The following is a 14,163-nucleotide window of genomic DNA, read 5'->3' as shown; positions in this document are numbered from 1 at the left end:
CAGACTACTAAAAAGGGAGTTAGAGAGTGATTAAACATGAGTTGGCTGAATAAATTTTTTGACTTATTTTTAGGTGAAAAAGAAGAAGAGCATGAACGTGAACCAAACACGCATGCCCAAATCCCGAAACAGCAGATACCGGATCAGCCAGAAGGCAAATTCACGCGCATGGAAGATCCTAAAATATATTACGAATATCCGAAAGGGAATTTCCGCTTCCCCGTCGTTCCGGACGGCTATAAGCGAACGGAGCAAAACCAAAGACAGCGGGAAAGGCACGAACGCCGCCAGCCGTCCCGGGATTATGCCGCCGGGAAGGAGCAAACCGAGCGGAAACAGCATACACATAAAGAGCCTGAAACGGTGAAAAAGCCCTTTAAACCGTCATCCATTCCTTCACCGGTTTACGGCTTTCAATCTCAGCACAGCATAAAAAAAGCGCCTAATTCCGAAAAGCGGCGTGAAGAGAACGTAACATTGCTTTCAGAGGAGCAATTTGTTCCGCCAAAAGCCGGCCAGGAAACAGAAAAAGAGCCCGTCTTCACAACATCCGGCATAACAAAACAGACGAATGACCGGCCAGAACCGTTTGCGAAACAAGAAACGGAAGAAATCCCGGCCGTTAAAAAAGAGGAGCTTCACACCGAGGCTGAGAATGCAAAAGAGCAAGTGTTTGCAGCAGCAGAACCGCAGCAGACTGAAGAGCGGGAGCACACGGAAAGCGCGGAGTCTGCCGGCTTTACAGAAGAACAAGAGCATGAACAAACCCGCCCGCAGCCTATTAAAGAGCCTGAGTATGAAGCATCCCGAACGGCTGAAAACACAGAGGAACAAGCGGCGCCGCAGGAGGAATATCAGGAGCCTGAGCCGGAAAAAGCACCGCCTTTTGAAACCGCAGAAGAAACGGTGTATACATACACAGAACCCGGATACGATGAGGAAGTTCAGCCGCAGTCTGAAGACAAGCCCGAATCAGCTGAAACCGACGCGGAACAGGAAACAGACTCGCAGCCTGAGTACAATGAAGTCACGCGGCATTCAGACCCCGAGCCTGAACCTGCAAGCATCGAGACGGCCGATGCCCCGTCCCGGCCTGCCGAAGAAAAAACGGAGCATCAAGGACAGCCTCAGACTGTGAAAAAAGCGGAGCGGCCGAAAGAGCGCAATGTACCGTTTAACGTCATGATGCTTAAAAGCGATAAACACAAGCAGGCGAAGACGCCAGAGGGCGGAGCGAGCTATGTCTTTCCGAATCTGTCGCTTCTGGACGTACCGCCGGCGCAAAGACATGACGACCAATCGTGGATTGAAGAACAGCGCGAGCTTTTAAACGTTACGCTGAAAAACTTTAATGTGCGCGCCCAAGTCGTTCATGTCACACAAGGCCCGTCCGTCACACGTTTTGAAGTGCATCCTGAGCCCGGAGTGAAAGTAAACAAAATTACAAACTTAGCAGATGATATTAAACTGAGCCTGTCTGCCAAGGATATTCGGATTGAGGCGCCGATCCCCGGTAAAAACACGATCGGCATTGAAGTTCCGAACCGCGTAAGCAAAGTCGTCGATTTAAGGCAGATGATCAGAAGCGCCGCTTTCAGGACGAATCCGTCTCCGCTTACAGCCGCGCTCGGTGTCGATATTTCCGGAAACCCGGTCGTCATTGATTTGAAAAAGATGCCGCACGGGTTGATAGCGGGTGCGACAGGATCGGGAAAAAGCGTCTGCATCAATACCATTTTGGTCAGTCTGCTTTATAAGGCGGATCCGAGTGATGTCAAAATGCTTCTGATTGATCCGAAAATGGTCGAGCTTGCGCCTTATAACCAAATTCCGCATTTGGTCAGCCCCGTCATCACGGACGCCAAAGCCGCGACCGCCGCGTTAAAATGGGTTGTGGAAGAGATGGAACGGCGATATGAACTGTTTGCCCATTCGGGTGTGAGAGATATCGGCCGCTTTAATGAATTAACCGCCGATCATAAGACAGGCGAAAAGCTTCCGTACCTCGTAGTGGTCATTGATGAGCTTGCCGATTTAATGATGGTCGCGCCGAACGATGTGGAAGAAAGCATTGCCAGAATCGCGCAGAAAGCGAGAGCCTGCGGCATTCATCTGCTTGTCGCGACACAGCGTCCGTCTGTCGATGTCATTACCGGAATGATCAAGGCAAACATACCGACGAGGATTGCATTCTCCGTCTCAAGCCAGGTAGATTCGAGAACGATCATCGACATGGCGGGAGCGGAAAAGCTGCTCGGAAAAGGCGACATGCTGTACTGGGAAAACGGTACCGGAAAACCGGTGCGCCTGCAGGGCAACTTTGTATCCGACAGAGAAATTGACCGCGTCGTCTCTCATGTCAGAAAGCAGCTGCCGCCTTCTTATTTGTTTGAACAGGAAGAACTGATCAGGCAGGGAACCGCCCTTAAGGAAGAAGACGAACTGTTTCCTGAGGCGTGCCAATTCGTCGTGGAGCAAAACAGCGCCAGCACCTCAAGCCTTCAAAGAAGGTTCAGAATCGGTTATAACCGCGCCGCGAGGCTGATTGACATGATGGAAGCCGAAGGCATGATCTCAGAAGCGAAGGGCAGCAAACCCCGTGAAGTGCTGATTACGGCCGCTGACATTGCTCAAGAATAAGAATATCGTTCATTTTTCTCACAAACATGGTATGATAGTGGATGGACCATCAAAACTGCATCACTGTCACGCGCTGAAATATCATGCGGCAGGTTTAATCAAAAAGAAAGTTACAGATACTGACGATAACGTAAAAATAAATGGAAGCGCCGCTGTGCGGGCTTTTCGCCCGCGGCGGTCGCAAAATGAAATGAGCGTCATATACTGGGGAACAGATAGACGTTTGTTGGAGGTACGATTATGACTGTTTATCATTTTGTTGGAATAAAAGGGACAGGTATGAGCCCGCTTGCTCAAATCCTGCATGATACAGGGTATCAGGTGCAGGGATCGGATATCGAGAAGCAGATTTTCACTCAGGCTGCCCTTGAAAAAAGAAATATCCCGATCTATCCGTTCAGCGCCGATAACATCAAACCCGGCTTAACGGTAATCGCCGGAAACGCATTCCCTGATTCTCATCCGGAAATCGCAAAGGCGCTCGCTGAAGGGATTCCTGTCATCAGATATCATAAATTTTTAGCTGAATATATGAAAAAATACACAAGTGTCGCGGTAACGGGCGCACACGGCAAGACGTCCACAACGGGCCTCTTGGCACACGTGATGCAGCAGGCGAAGCCGACTTCGTTTCTTATCGGGGACGGAACGGGCAGAGGAAATGAAAGCAGCGAATACTTTGTATTTGAAGCCTGCGAGTACCGCCGTCATTTTCTTAGCTATCAGCCTGATTATGCGATTATGACGAATATTGATTTTGACCACCCTGATTATTTCGCCAACATTGACGATGTGTTTGATGCTTTCCAAAACATGGCGCTTCAAGTCAACAAAGGCATCATTGCCTGCGGTGATGACGAGTACCTGCCGAAAATTCACGCCAATGTGCCTGTCGTTTATTACGGCACGGGAGAAGAAAATGATTTTCAAGCGAGAAACATCGTGAAAAATACGGAAGGCACGACATTTGACGTCTTTGTCCGCAATACGTTTTACGATACGTTCTACATCCCGGCATACGGGCATCACAATGTCCTCAATTCCTTAGCGGTTATTGCGCTCTGCCACTATGAAGAGATAGACGTGAACATGATTAAGCGCGGACTTGAATCATTCGGCGGCGTCAAACGCAGATTCAATGAAAAAGTGATCGGCAGCCAGGTACTGATCGACGACTACGCCCACCATCCGACTGAAATCAAAGTCACGATTGAGGCGGCGCGTCAAAAATATCCCGAACGTGAAATCATCGCGGTATTTCAGCCGCATACGTTTACACGGACGCAATCATTCCTGGATGAATTCGCAGAAAGCTTAAGCGCGGCCGATCGCGTGTACCTGTGCGACATTTTCGGCTCTGCCCGCGAGAACGTCGGCAAGCTCACGATCACGGATCTTCAGGAAAAAATCGCTAACGCAGAACTCATTGAAGAAAATGACACATCCGTGTTAAAAGCGCATGAAGGCGCAGTGCTGATCTTCATGGGCGCCGGAGACATTCAAAAATATATGAGAGCCTATGAAAACGTCATAGCGTAACGAAAAAGCAGTGGGGCTCTCACTGCTTTTTTGCGCGTGCTGCAAAGGGATTTACCGAGAAACGGAGAAATAGTATACATACAGATCTTTCATATATGTTTATCATTTTAAGAATTGGGTATATACCACTATATCCTGCATTAAGGAGGTATTAGATGATCATCATTCTTTACTTAAGCGTCGCACTCATTGCCGTTGCATTTCTCATCCTCGTCATCTATCTGTCCAAAACATTAAAGTCCGTGCAGATGACTTTAACAAACGTTGCCTCGACTTTAGACGGCCTTGAAGGGCAGATGAAAGGCATTACCGCAGAGACAACCGAGCTGTTACATAAGACAAACCGTCTCGCGGAAGACATTCAGGAAAAATCAGAGAAATTAAATACGGTTGTCCATGCTGTCCAGGAAGTGGGAACTTCCGTCCAGCAGTTTAATACATCCATAAAGCAGGCAGCAGGTTCCGTTACGGCCTCTGTAAGAGAGAATCAGGATAAGATCAGTCAGGTTGTCACCTGGAGCCAGGCCGCTATGGAAATATGGGACAAGTGGAAGCAAAAGAAAAAAACATCGCTTTAATCATAAGAAAAATCCACTAAGGAGGAATCATAATGAGCAAAGATGGAATCAATAGTAAGGATTTTTTAATCGGAACGCTGATCGGGGGAATTATCGGCGCGACAACGGCGTTGTTTCTGGCGCCTAAATCAGGTAAGGAGCTGCGCGACGATCTCGGCAGTCAGGCTTCTGCGTTAAAGGATAAGACGGACAGAATGACGGCCGACGCGAAAGAAAAAGGCTCTCAATATGTCAGCATCGCCAAAGACAAAACATCTAATATCACCCAGCTGGTAGCTGATCAGTCAGGCCAGATTATGAATAAAGTGAAGGATTTAAAAGACCGTTCTAAGAGCACACTAACCGAGAAAGCCGAAGAGACGAGAAGCGAAATGCAGGACACGGCCCAAAGCATCAAGGCCGAAGCGGAAGACGCCGGGGAAAAAGCCGGTCAGGCAAATCGCTGATCTTCAATAAGGAGAGATAACCGACATGACAAAACAGCTGATATCGTCTGAAGAAGAGTTCAAAAATGCCGTTGAGAAAGAAAACAAGCTCGTGTTTTTGAAACACAGCACAACCTGCCCGATCAGCCAAGCCGCGTTTCAGGAGTTTGACGCCTTTGCATCGGCGCATTCGGAAGTGCCTTCTTATTACCTGCAGGTGCAGGACAGCCGGCCGCTTTCAAACTATATCGCCGAGACATACGGCGTGAAACATGAAAGCCCGCAAGTATTCGTCATTGCAAACGGCGAAGTGAAATGGCACGCGTCTCATTCACAAATCACAAAAAACGCAATAGAGCAGCACCTTTCATAATTGCTGGCCGCCGGTTGATACCGGCGGTTTTTTTTTTGAAAAAACTATTGATCATTTCAGCCGGATCATGTAGGATATCAATATATACTGCTTCAACGCATAAAAGCTTAAAAGCGTTTTAGTGATAAAGCCGAATGTGAAAAAATTTATTGTTTCATATTCCTATTTTCGCATAACTGTAGTAAGATGCATGTTAACCATTAAAATAAAACATAGCATAGAAGGGATGAAAAAGATGAGCAACAAGGAATTAGAGAGCCTAAGACAGCAGGCAGACGCACTAAACTTAGAAATCCTTAAATTAATCAATGAACGCGGAGCCGTTGTAAAAGAAATCGGTAAAGCAAAGGAAGCACAGGGTGTCAACCGATTTGACCCTGTCAGAGAGCGTACAATGCTTAACCGCATTATTGAAAGCAATGACGGCCCATTTGAAAACTCAACGATCCAGCATATTTTCAAAGAAATTTTCAAAGCCGGACTTGAACTTCAAGAAGAGGATCACAGCAAAGCGTTGCTCGTCTCCCGGAAGAAAAAAGCAGAAGATACGATCGTTGACATTAAAGGCGAAAAAATCGGTGACGGCGATCAGAGATTCATCGTCGGACCTTGTGCCGTAGAAAGCTATGAGCAGGTTGCCGAAGTAGCGGCCGCAGCGAAAAAACAAGGCATTAAAATCCTGCGCGGGGGCGCGTTTAAACCCCGCACAAGTCCGTATGATTTCCAAGGTCTCGGCGTTGAAGGCCTGCAAATTCTTAAACGTGTCGCTGATGAATATGACCTCGCGGTGATCAGTGAAATCGTAACGCCCGCCCACATTGAGCAAGCGATTGATTACATTGACGTCATTCAGATCGGCGCGCGGAACATGCAAAACTTTGAATTGCTGAAAGCCGCCGGTTCCGTTAAAAAGCCGGTATTGTTAAAACGCGGTCTTGCCGCAACAATTTCAGAGTTCATCAATGCAGCTGAATACATCATGTCACAAGGAAACGACCAAATCATTCTTTGTGAGCGCGGTATCAGAACGTACGAAACGGCAACGAGAAACACACTCGACATTTCTGCCGTGCCGATTTTGAAACAGGAAACTCACTTGCCGGTGTTTGTTGACGTCACACACTCAACAGGCCGCCGCGATCTCCTGCTTCCGACAGCAAAAGCGGCGCTTGCGATCGGCGCTGACGGCGTGATGGCCGAAGTTCACCCTGATCCTTCCGTTGCCCTTTCAGACTCTGCGCAGCAGATGGATATACCTGAATTCGAGAAATGGCTGAACGAATTAAAGCCAATGCTGAAAGTAAAAGCATAATACAACGTTTCGCTCTTTAAAGGCCGCCTCGCGCGGCTTTTTTTCGTATCTTCATTTTATTTAATTATAAAATGAAAGTGAACGTTTTCATCACTGGGAAAAACGTGTATAATTTCATGAGAGATATTTAAATTTGATGAATAATGAAAAATAATGTACACTACTGACTTACGCTTACAATCATAAACGACAGAATGCGAAATCGTACGACATTTCTTTACATAAAGTGTTTATGCTATAGATAAGGATAAGTGTATCCAGTAAAAGGAGTGGTTTCAGTGAGCAACATTACGATATACGATGTGGCCAGAGAAGCAAATGTCAGTATGGCGACTGTTTCCCGCGTCGTGAACGGCAACCCGAATGTAAAACCGACGACCAGAAAAAAAGTATTGGAAGCCATTGACCGGCTCGGCTATCGCCCGAATGCGGTGGCAAGAGGGCTTGCAAGCAAAAAAACGACTACGGTCGGCGTCATCATCCCTGATATCTCAAGCATTTTCTACTCTGAACTTGCGCGTGGAATTGAAGATATCGCGACGATGTACAAATATAATATTATTTTAAGCAACTCGGACCAAAATCTTGAGAAAGAACTGCATCTGTTAAATACGATGCTCGGCAAACAAGTGGACGGTATCGTATTTATGGGCGGCAACATTACGGACGAGCATGTCGAAGAATTTAAGCGCTCTCCTGTGCCGATCGTCTTGGCGGCATCAGTGGAAGAACAGGGCGAGACGCCTTCTGTCGCCATTGATTATGAACAGGCGATTTATGATGCCGTTAAGCTTTTCATTGATAAAGGGCATCGCGATATTGCATTCGTCTCCGGACCGATGCAAGAGCCGATCAACCGTTCGAAAAAACTGCAAGGGTACAAACGGGCGCTTGAAGAAGCGGCGATTCCGTTTAACGAGCAATTCGTAGCGGAAGGCGATTACACCTATGATTCCGGTATGGAGGCGCTTCAAAGCTTGATGGGCCTTGACCGGAAACCGACGGCGATTCTTTCTGCGACGGATGAAATGGCCCTCGGCATTATCCATGCGGCCCAAGATCAAGGTCTTTCGATACCTGATGATCTTGATATTATCGGTTTTGACAATACGAGATTGAGCCTGATGGTCCGCCCTCAGCTTTCAACAGTCGTGCAGCCTACGTACGATATCGGCGCCGTGGCGATGAGACTTTTGACAAAACTGATGAACAAAGAGCCGGTTGAAGAGCAGATCGTCGAATTGCCTCACCGCATCGAATTAAGACAATCAACCAAGTCATAAAAAAACGGAAAAGCAAGCTTCACTCTGAGGGGTGGAATCTTGCTTTTTTACTTGAGTAAGGAGAAGATATGAAACGTTTTGATTATCTGACGCCCGTTGGCTTTATGTTAGGCTGTATTATTGTCGCAATCGGTATTCTGTCAGGGACGGGACTGGCGGGAATCAGTTCATTTTTAGATCTGACTTCTTTTTTAATCGTCACAGGCGGCCTTGCTGCGGCGATCTTTATCAGCTTTCCGCCGAGGGATTTAAAGAAAACCCCTTCTGTTCTGAAACAGGTATTCTCCCGTCAGGATGACAATGTGAAAGAGCTTGTCAGAGTATTTGTCAGCCTTTCGGAGCAGGCGCGCAGGCAGGGGCTTCTGTCTCTGGATGACCAGGCGCGTGAGATCAAGGATCCGTTTTTAAAAAAAGGCCTTTTGCTTGCGATTGACGGCTGGGACGAGGAAACGATCCGGCTGGTGATGGATTCTGAGATCGCCGCGATGGAAGAAAGACACAGAAAAGGAAGACGCGTTTTTGAAAAAGCCGGTGATTTCGCACCTGCCTGGGGAATGATCGGGACGCTCGTCGGACTCGTTCTCATGCTCAAAAACTTAAATGACCCGCACACCCTCGGACCGAACATGGCCGTTGCGCTATTGACGACGCTGTACGGAGCGCTGCTTGCCAACTTGGTGTTTATCCCAATCGCGGCAAAGCTTGAAGAAAAAACGGAAAGTGAAATTTTCATCAAACAGGTCATGATCGAAGGGGTTGTCGGCATCCAATCGGGCAAAAATCCCCGCAACCTCGAAAGTCAGCTCGTCGTCTTCAGCTCAAGAGAAGACTGGCGTAAAGGACAGCCTGCGAACAAGAAAAAGGGCGCTGTCCATGAAGCTTAGAAAAGAGCGTTTTGAAAGAAGAAACAAACCGGAACATTCCGGCGGTTCACCGAGATGGATGGTGACGTTCGCTGACTTGATCACGCTCATTCTCGTGTTCTTTATATTGCTTTTTTCGATGTCGCAAATAGACGCGGAAAAATTTCAATCTGCCGTTTCATCGATTCATACAAACGGCAGCGGGGGTGAACCGTCGTCATCAAACAAAGCAAACGAAAATAAAGAACAGGATTTGCTGTTACAAAACGTGAAGACATACATAAAAGCGCATCATTTGAGTTCGAAATTGACGGCGAAGCGCGATGAGCGCGGAGTGGTTCTGGTGCTTCAGGAGGCCGTTCTGTTTCAGACAGGAAAAGCGGATGTGCTGAAAAACGCCGAGCCGGTTCTGCATCAGATCGCGGTGCTTTTAAAAACAATTCCGAATGACATACAGGTAGAAGGCCATACGGACAGCCGCCGGATTTCCACCTATCAATTTCCGTCAAATTGGGAGCTGTCGTCTGCAAGAGCGGCGAGTGTGATCCGGTATTTTACCGCGAATGAAGACTTTTCCGCCAAACGGTTTATCTCTGCCGGGTATGCGGATACGAAACCTGTGAAGGACAACAAAAGTCCCGGACATATGAAAGAAAACCGCCGTGTAGAAATTGTGATCAAAAAAACGACCTCCTCATAAGGTCGTTTTTTATTTAGTTTTATACCGCTGCTCAGACCGGATGGCAAAAAGTGCTTTTTCCACGGTTTGGGCATTTTTTTCTGAAATTTCTTCTTTGCGGGGAATCGGAGGATATAATTGTTCAGGATCACTCCAAAAAGCGGGCAACGTGCAGGGAGAGTGCTTCTGCCATTTATCAATCCATTTCTGCGGTATGCGCTCCCCGGGATCAATCCCTTTCATCTCAAGCCAAATGCGGCTCCATGCTCTCGGGACGACTCTCCAAATATCGTATCCGCCGCCGCCGACCGCGATCCATCTGCCGCTGCAATATTGATGGGCTAATGAATGAGCGAGCCGCGGGATCTCCTGATAAATGGAGATTGTATTGGACAGGTGTGTCAATGGGTCGTAATAATGGGCGTCGGCACCGTTTTGGGTAAGAATCACATCCGGCTTAAAAAAAGCCGCGATTTCTGAGGCGGCCGTATTGTAAGCGTGCAGAAAGGAATCGTCCTCTGTGAAAGCATCCAGCGGAATGTTAAAAGAATAGCCGTAGCCTTGCCCGCTTCCTTTTTCCAGTACCTGTCCCGTCCCGGGAAATAAATAACGCCCGGTCTCGTGAAAAGAAACAGTGCAGACATCAGACCTGTCATAAAACGTAAATTGAACGCCGTCGCCGTGATGGGCGTCTGTATCAATGTATAGCACTTTTGCCCCGTAGTTCTTCTGGATGTATTGGATGGCCACGGCGCTGTCATTATAGATACAAAAGCCTGAGGCCCTGCCGCGGAAGCCGTGGTGAAGGCCGCCTCCTAAATTGCAGGCGTGTCTAGCTTGTCCCGTCATGACATAATCAGCCGCCGTTAAGGTGCCGCCCACCAGAAGTGACGCGGCTTCATGCATGCCGGCAAAAACGGGGGTGTCTTCCGTTCCGAGACCGTAGCTTTCTCCTTCTGCGGCAGGGAGCCGGCCCGCACCCGCTAGTTCCACCGCCTGTATATAATCCTCCGTATGAACGAGAGCCAGCTCTTCTTTAGCGGCCGTGCGCGGTGTGACGATTTCTCCTTCGTCAAACGCATCCGCCGCCTGAAGCAGATCGTATGTTAAAAGCACGCGACGCTGATTGAACGGATGTTCCTGATGAAATTGATACGTCTGATAAGAAGGCGAGTAAACAAAAACGCTGTCTCTCATGGCTGATCCCTCAAATGTTTCGGCCATAAGACATTGTATCCGGCTTCATGAACGGCACGGATAAAAGGGAGCGGATTCATCGTCTTCACCCGGAAGACGAGAATGTTCGACCCGGCGGAATCATGGGGATAGACGAGCACGCTCAGGATTTGCAGCTGAAGATCACGGCACATGCAGCTGAGATCAGCAAGGCTTTTTGTCATATCCGTCACCAGGATTTCCACCTGTGATCCCGGCTGGCCTGCGCCTGTCAGGCTGACGAAAGTCCGGAGCACGTCGGTTTTCGTTAAAATGCCCGTCAGCTTATGGTTTACCGTAATCGGCAGACAGCCGATGCCGTGCTCATAAAAGGAAGCGGATATTTCTTCCACAAAGTCAAGCGGATGAGCGCAGATGACATTCCGCTTCATAATGGTCTCCACTTTGTTTGTCAGAAATGCGCCGCGTTCCTTTTGTTCAAAGCTGCCGGGGCCGGCCTGTTTAATGTCTCTGTCTGTGACAATACCGATGACGTGCAGCTCGTCGTCGATGACAGGGAGATGGCGGATATGATATACCTTCATTTTACGGACGGCTGTTTCAATGGAGTCGTGTTTTGAGACGGTGATGACGTCCCGTTTCATGATTTGTTCTGCAATCATCTTTTTATCCCCTTTGTATGTCAGTCAATACATAAATCGCTGATAAAAACGAAGCCTGTCGAACTGTTCAATTGACTCCTGACTGACGTGCCTGCCGATGCGGGCCATCAGACAATTGGCCGGGTGAGAGCTGATTTCCGGTTCATCCGTTGCGAACCAGACAAGACCCCCGGCATTCATCATCTTTTCCATGATTTTTCTGTATTCCCACACATCTTTTTTCATTCCTTTTAAATCCCAATGCCAGTAATATTCCGTCGTCATGATGATGTACCGTTCCATCTGTTCATCCATCATGCTGACTGTCAGCAACGTTTTTCCGACAGAACAGCCCCTGTAGCCGGGAGCGACCTCGATCGCCCCGAGTTCAAGGAGGTCTTCCATATTTCCGTCAGACCACCGTTCAAGCGGATCAGGATATAAATACGTCACATAGCCGATAATCGTCTGTCCGTCCCTGGCGATAATGATCCGACCTTCAGGAAGCCCGGCGATCTCGATTAACGCTTTGTGCTGTTCATGAGGAAGGCGAAAGGCTGTCAGGCCTTCATGAAACTCATACTGTGCTAGGTCCTCTGGAGGTACGGGCCCTTCTACTAAAAGAGGGCCGACTGCTGTCTGAATTAATGAAGAATGGTACGTTTTATGATGTTTCACTGATTCACCGCCTGTCGGTTCTTAATAAAAACACATCTCTCTTAAGCATAACAAAATATAAAGCGTTTTCAATAGTGTTGTAATTTATATTTTAAAAATTGAGAAAACTGTGAACATCTACTATAATTAGTCTATAGATAAGCAAAGGGGGATGTTGCATGAATTTGAAAGCGTTGCCGGCGGAAAAGGGGAATTATCATCTGCGAAATTATGAGGAAACGTACCGCAGCTTCGATTGGAAAGAGGTCGAAGCGGAGTTTTCCTGGCATCAGACGGGGAAGCTGAATGCGGCGTACGAAGCGATTGACCGTCATGCCGAATCATTTCGAAAAAACAAAGTAGCGCTGTATTACAAGGACGCAAACCGGGATGAAAAATACACATTTAAAGAAATGATGGAGGAATCGAACCGGGCGGGAAATGTACTGAGACGGTATGGAAACGTGGAAAAAGGGGACCGCGTTTTTATTTTCATGCCGCGTTCGCCGGAGCTTTACTTTATCATGCTCGGCGCAATTAAAATCGGTGCGATCGCCGGCCCTTTATTTGAAGCGTTTATGGAAGGCGCCGTCAAAGACCGCCTCTTGAACAGTCAGGCGAAGGTTGTCGTGACGACACCTGAACTGGCCGAACGGATTCCGGTGGACAGCCTGCCCGACCTCGAGCATATTTTCATTGTCGGCGGCAGCAAAGAAGCGGGAGATAAAATCATCCATTATGATAAAGCGGCTGAGGGAGAAAGCACGAGACTTGATATTGAATGGATGGACAGAAGAGACGGCTACCTGCTTCACTACACATCAGGATCTACCGGAACGCCTAAAGGTGTGCTCCACGTTCATGAAGCCATGATTCAGCAATACCAGACCGGCAAGTGGGTGCTTGATCTTAAAGAAGACGATATTTACTGGTGCACTGCGGACCCGGGCTGGGTGACCGGGACGGTGTACGGGATATTTGCGCCGTGGCTGAACGGAGCGGCGAATGTGATCGTCGGCGGCAGATTCAGTCCGGAAAACTGGTACGGCACGATCGAGAAGCTCGGTGTCAGCGTCTGGTACAGCGCTCCGACGGCTTTCAGAATGCTTATGGGCGCCGGAGATGAAATGGCATCCAAATTTGATCTTACTTCACTTCGTCACGTCCTGAGTGTCGGAGAACCTTTGAACCCCGAGGTCATCAAGTGGGGACATAAAGTATTCGGCAAGCGTATCCACGACACGTGGTGGATGACAGAAACGGGCGGACAGCTCATCTGCAATTATCCTTGCATGGAGATCAAGCCGGGTTCAATGGGGAAACCGATTCCGGGAGTGGAAGCGGCGATCGTTGACAATCAGGGAAATGAGCTTCCGCCGTACCGAATGGGAAATCTCGCCATTAAAAAGGGCTGGCCGTCGATGATGGATTCCATTTGGAACAACAAAGAGAAATATGATTCTTATTTCATGCCGGGCGGCTGGTATGTTTCCGGAGATTCTGCTTATATGGATGAAGACGGTTATTTCTGGTTCCAAGGCAGAGTCGATGATGTCATCATGACATCCGGCGAGCGCGTCGGCCCGTTTGAAGTCGAAAGCAAACTTGTTGAACATCCGGCGATTGCCGAAGCCGGCGTCATCGGAAAGCCGGACCCTGTCCGGGGAGAAATTATTAAAGCGTTTATCGCGCTTAGAGAAGGGCATGAGCCATCCGATCAGCTGAAGGAGGACATTCGCCTCTTTGTAAAACAGGGGCTTGCCGCGCATGCCGCTCCGCGGGAAATTGAATTCAAAGATAAACTTCCGAAAACACGGAGCGGAAAGATTATGAGACGTGTGCTGAAGGCGTGGGAGCTGAACCTGCCGGCAGGCGACCTGTCCACAATGGAAGATTAAACACGGCGTTGACATCGTATCTTATTTATGTTAAAAATGAGTAAGCTTCATACGAAAAGGTTTTGATTGAGACAAGTAGGGTATCTGATTGTTCAAGAG

The 14,163-nt window shown here is 48.2% G+C and carries 13 protein-coding genes and 1 other annotated feature (1 of these 14 cut by a window edge); of the genes, 10 read left to right on the top strand and 3 right to left on the bottom strand.

Annotated elements, in window-relative coordinates; translation table 11 throughout:
- Nucleotides 1–36 precede the first annotated feature (36 nt).
- From JNUCC21_RS15490 to motS, 9 genes are all read left to right on the top strand, one after another.
- Complete coding sequence (locus tag JNUCC21_RS15490) at nucleotides 37–2,640, top strand: DNA translocase FtsK (RefSeq protein WP_353762763.1); 2,604 nt, start codon at nucleotides 37–39, stop codon at nucleotides 2,638–2,640.
- Nucleotides 2,641–2,880: 240 nt separating this feature from the next.
- Complete coding sequence (gene murC, locus JNUCC21_RS15485; protein ID WP_015418019.1) at nucleotides 2,881–4,179, top strand: UDP-N-acetylmuramate--L-alanine ligase; 1,299 nt, start codon at nucleotides 2,881–2,883, stop codon at nucleotides 4,177–4,179.
- A gap of 155 nt (nucleotides 4,180–4,334) precedes the next feature.
- Entirely contained in the window at nucleotides 4,335–4,757 is a 423-nt protein-coding gene (locus tag JNUCC21_RS15480) for a DUF948 domain-containing protein (protein WP_007408777.1), read from the top strand.
- A gap of 32 nt (nucleotides 4,758–4,789) precedes the next feature.
- Nucleotides 4,790–5,203, top strand: a complete 414-nt coding sequence (locus JNUCC21_RS15475; protein ID WP_003152380.1) for a YtxH domain-containing protein — start codon at nucleotides 4,790–4,792, stop codon at nucleotides 5,201–5,203.
- Between the two features lie 25 nt (nucleotides 5,204–5,228).
- Complete coding sequence (gene ytxJ / locus JNUCC21_RS15470) at nucleotides 5,229–5,555, top strand: bacillithiol system redox-active protein YtxJ (protein ID WP_033574218.1); 327 nt, start codon at nucleotides 5,229–5,231, stop codon at nucleotides 5,553–5,555.
- Between the two features lie 235 nt (nucleotides 5,556–5,790).
- Nucleotides 5,791–6,867 carry a bifunctional 3-deoxy-7-phosphoheptulonate synthase/chorismate mutase gene (locus JNUCC21_RS15465; protein ID WP_003152383.1) on the top strand — a complete coding sequence of 359 codons (1,077 nt, stop codon included), beginning with the start codon at nucleotides 5,791–5,793 and terminating at the stop codon, nucleotides 6,865–6,867.
- Nucleotides 6,868–7,145: 278 nt separating this feature from the next.
- Complete coding sequence (gene ccpA / locus JNUCC21_RS15460) at nucleotides 7,146–8,150, top strand: catabolite control protein A (RefSeq protein WP_012118209.1); 1,005 nt, start codon at nucleotides 7,146–7,148, stop codon at nucleotides 8,148–8,150.
- Between the two features lie 68 nt (nucleotides 8,151–8,218).
- The gene (gene motP, locus JNUCC21_RS15455; protein ID WP_007408775.1) at nucleotides 8,219–9,034 is read left to right on the top strand and encodes a flagellar motor protein MotP; all 816 of its coding nucleotides are present in this window, start codon (nucleotides 8,219–8,221) and stop codon (nucleotides 9,032–9,034) included.
- On the top strand, nucleotides 9,024–9,713 hold the full coding sequence (gene motS / locus JNUCC21_RS15450; RefSeq protein ID WP_369878300.1) for a flagellar motor protein MotS: 690 nt from the start codon (nucleotides 9,024–9,026) through the stop codon (nucleotides 9,711–9,713). Before motP ends, motS begins: the two co-directional genes overlap by 11 nt.
- Nucleotides 9,714–9,722: 9 nt before the next feature.
- On the opposite strand, the gene JNUCC21_RS15445 is transcribed toward motS, so the two are convergent.
- Genes JNUCC21_RS15445 through JNUCC21_RS15435 form a run of 3 tightly spaced genes read right to left on the bottom strand, consistent with a single transcriptional unit; the run spans nucleotide 9,723 to nucleotide 12,187 of the window.
- Complete coding sequence (locus tag JNUCC21_RS15445) at nucleotides 9,723–10,889, bottom strand: acetoin utilization protein AcuC (protein WP_216062331.1); 1,167 nt, start codon at nucleotides 10,887–10,889, stop codon at nucleotides 9,723–9,725.
- Nucleotides 10,886–11,530, bottom strand: a complete 645-nt coding sequence (locus JNUCC21_RS15440) for an acetoin utilization AcuB family protein (protein ID WP_216061806.1) — start codon at nucleotides 11,528–11,530, stop codon at nucleotides 10,886–10,888. Before JNUCC21_RS15440 ends, JNUCC21_RS15445 begins: the two co-directional genes overlap by 4 nt.
- A 24-nt stretch (nucleotides 11,531–11,554) precedes the next feature.
- Complete coding sequence (locus JNUCC21_RS15435; protein WP_216061805.1) at nucleotides 11,555–12,187, bottom strand: GNAT family N-acetyltransferase; 633 nt, start codon at nucleotides 12,185–12,187, stop codon at nucleotides 11,555–11,557.
- A gap of 158 nt (nucleotides 12,188–12,345) precedes the next feature.
- Between JNUCC21_RS15435 and acsA the strand changes: the two genes are divergently transcribed.
- Entirely contained in the window at nucleotides 12,346–14,064 is a 1,719-nt protein-coding gene (acsA, locus tag JNUCC21_RS15430) for an acetate--CoA ligase (protein WP_369878299.1), read from the top strand.
- A gap of 53 nt (nucleotides 14,065–14,117) precedes the next feature.
- Nucleotides 14,118–14,163, top strand: a binding site (T-box leader) (it continues 187 nt past the right edge of the window).

Source organism: Bacillus sp. JNUCC-21 (assembly GCF_041222765.1).
GTDB lineage: Bacteria > Bacillota > Bacilli > Bacillales > Bacillaceae > Bacillus > Bacillus velezensis.
This window is presented reverse-complemented; position numbering and strand designations above follow the sequence as displayed.

What these genes read in the sequence shown, in the direction of transcription:
- JNUCC21_RS15490 (WP_353762763.1), top strand. Translation starts at nt 37, where the DNA reads ATGAGTTGGCTGAATAAATTTTTTGACTTATTTTTAGGTGAAAAAGAA.
- murC (WP_015418019.1), top strand. Translation starts at nt 2,881, where the DNA reads ATGACTGTTTATCATTTTGTTGGAATAAAAGGGACAGGTATGAGCCCG.
- JNUCC21_RS15480 (WP_007408777.1), top strand. Translation starts at nt 4,335, where the DNA reads ATGATCATCATTCTTTACTTAAGCGTCGCACTCATTGCCGTTGCATTT.
- JNUCC21_RS15475 (WP_003152380.1), top strand. Translation starts at nt 4,790, where the DNA reads ATGAGCAAAGATGGAATCAATAGTAAGGATTTTTTAATCGGAACGCTG.
- ytxJ (WP_033574218.1), top strand. Translation starts at nt 5,229, where the DNA reads ATGACAAAACAGCTGATATCGTCTGAAGAAGAGTTCAAAAATGCCGTT.
- JNUCC21_RS15465 (WP_003152383.1), top strand. Translation starts at nt 5,791, where the DNA reads ATGAGCAACAAGGAATTAGAGAGCCTAAGACAGCAGGCAGACGCACTA.
- motP (WP_007408775.1), top strand. Translation starts at nt 8,219, where the DNA reads ATGAAACGTTTTGATTATCTGACGCCCGTTGGCTTTATGTTAGGCTGT.
- motS (WP_369878300.1), top strand. Translation starts at nt 9,024, where the DNA reads ATGAAGCTTAGAAAAGAGCGTTTTGAAAGAAGAAACAAACCGGAACAT.
- JNUCC21_RS15445 (WP_216062331.1), bottom strand. Translation starts at nt 10,889, where the DNA reads ATGAGAGACAGCGTTTTTGTTTACTCGCCTTCTTATCAGACGTATCAA.
- JNUCC21_RS15440 (WP_216061806.1), bottom strand. Translation starts at nt 11,530, where the DNA reads ATGATTGCAGAACAAATCATGAAACGGGACGTCATCACCGTCTCAAAA.
- acsA (WP_369878299.1), top strand. Translation starts at nt 12,346, where the DNA reads ATGAATTTGAAAGCGTTGCCGGCGGAAAAGGGGAATTATCATCTGCGA.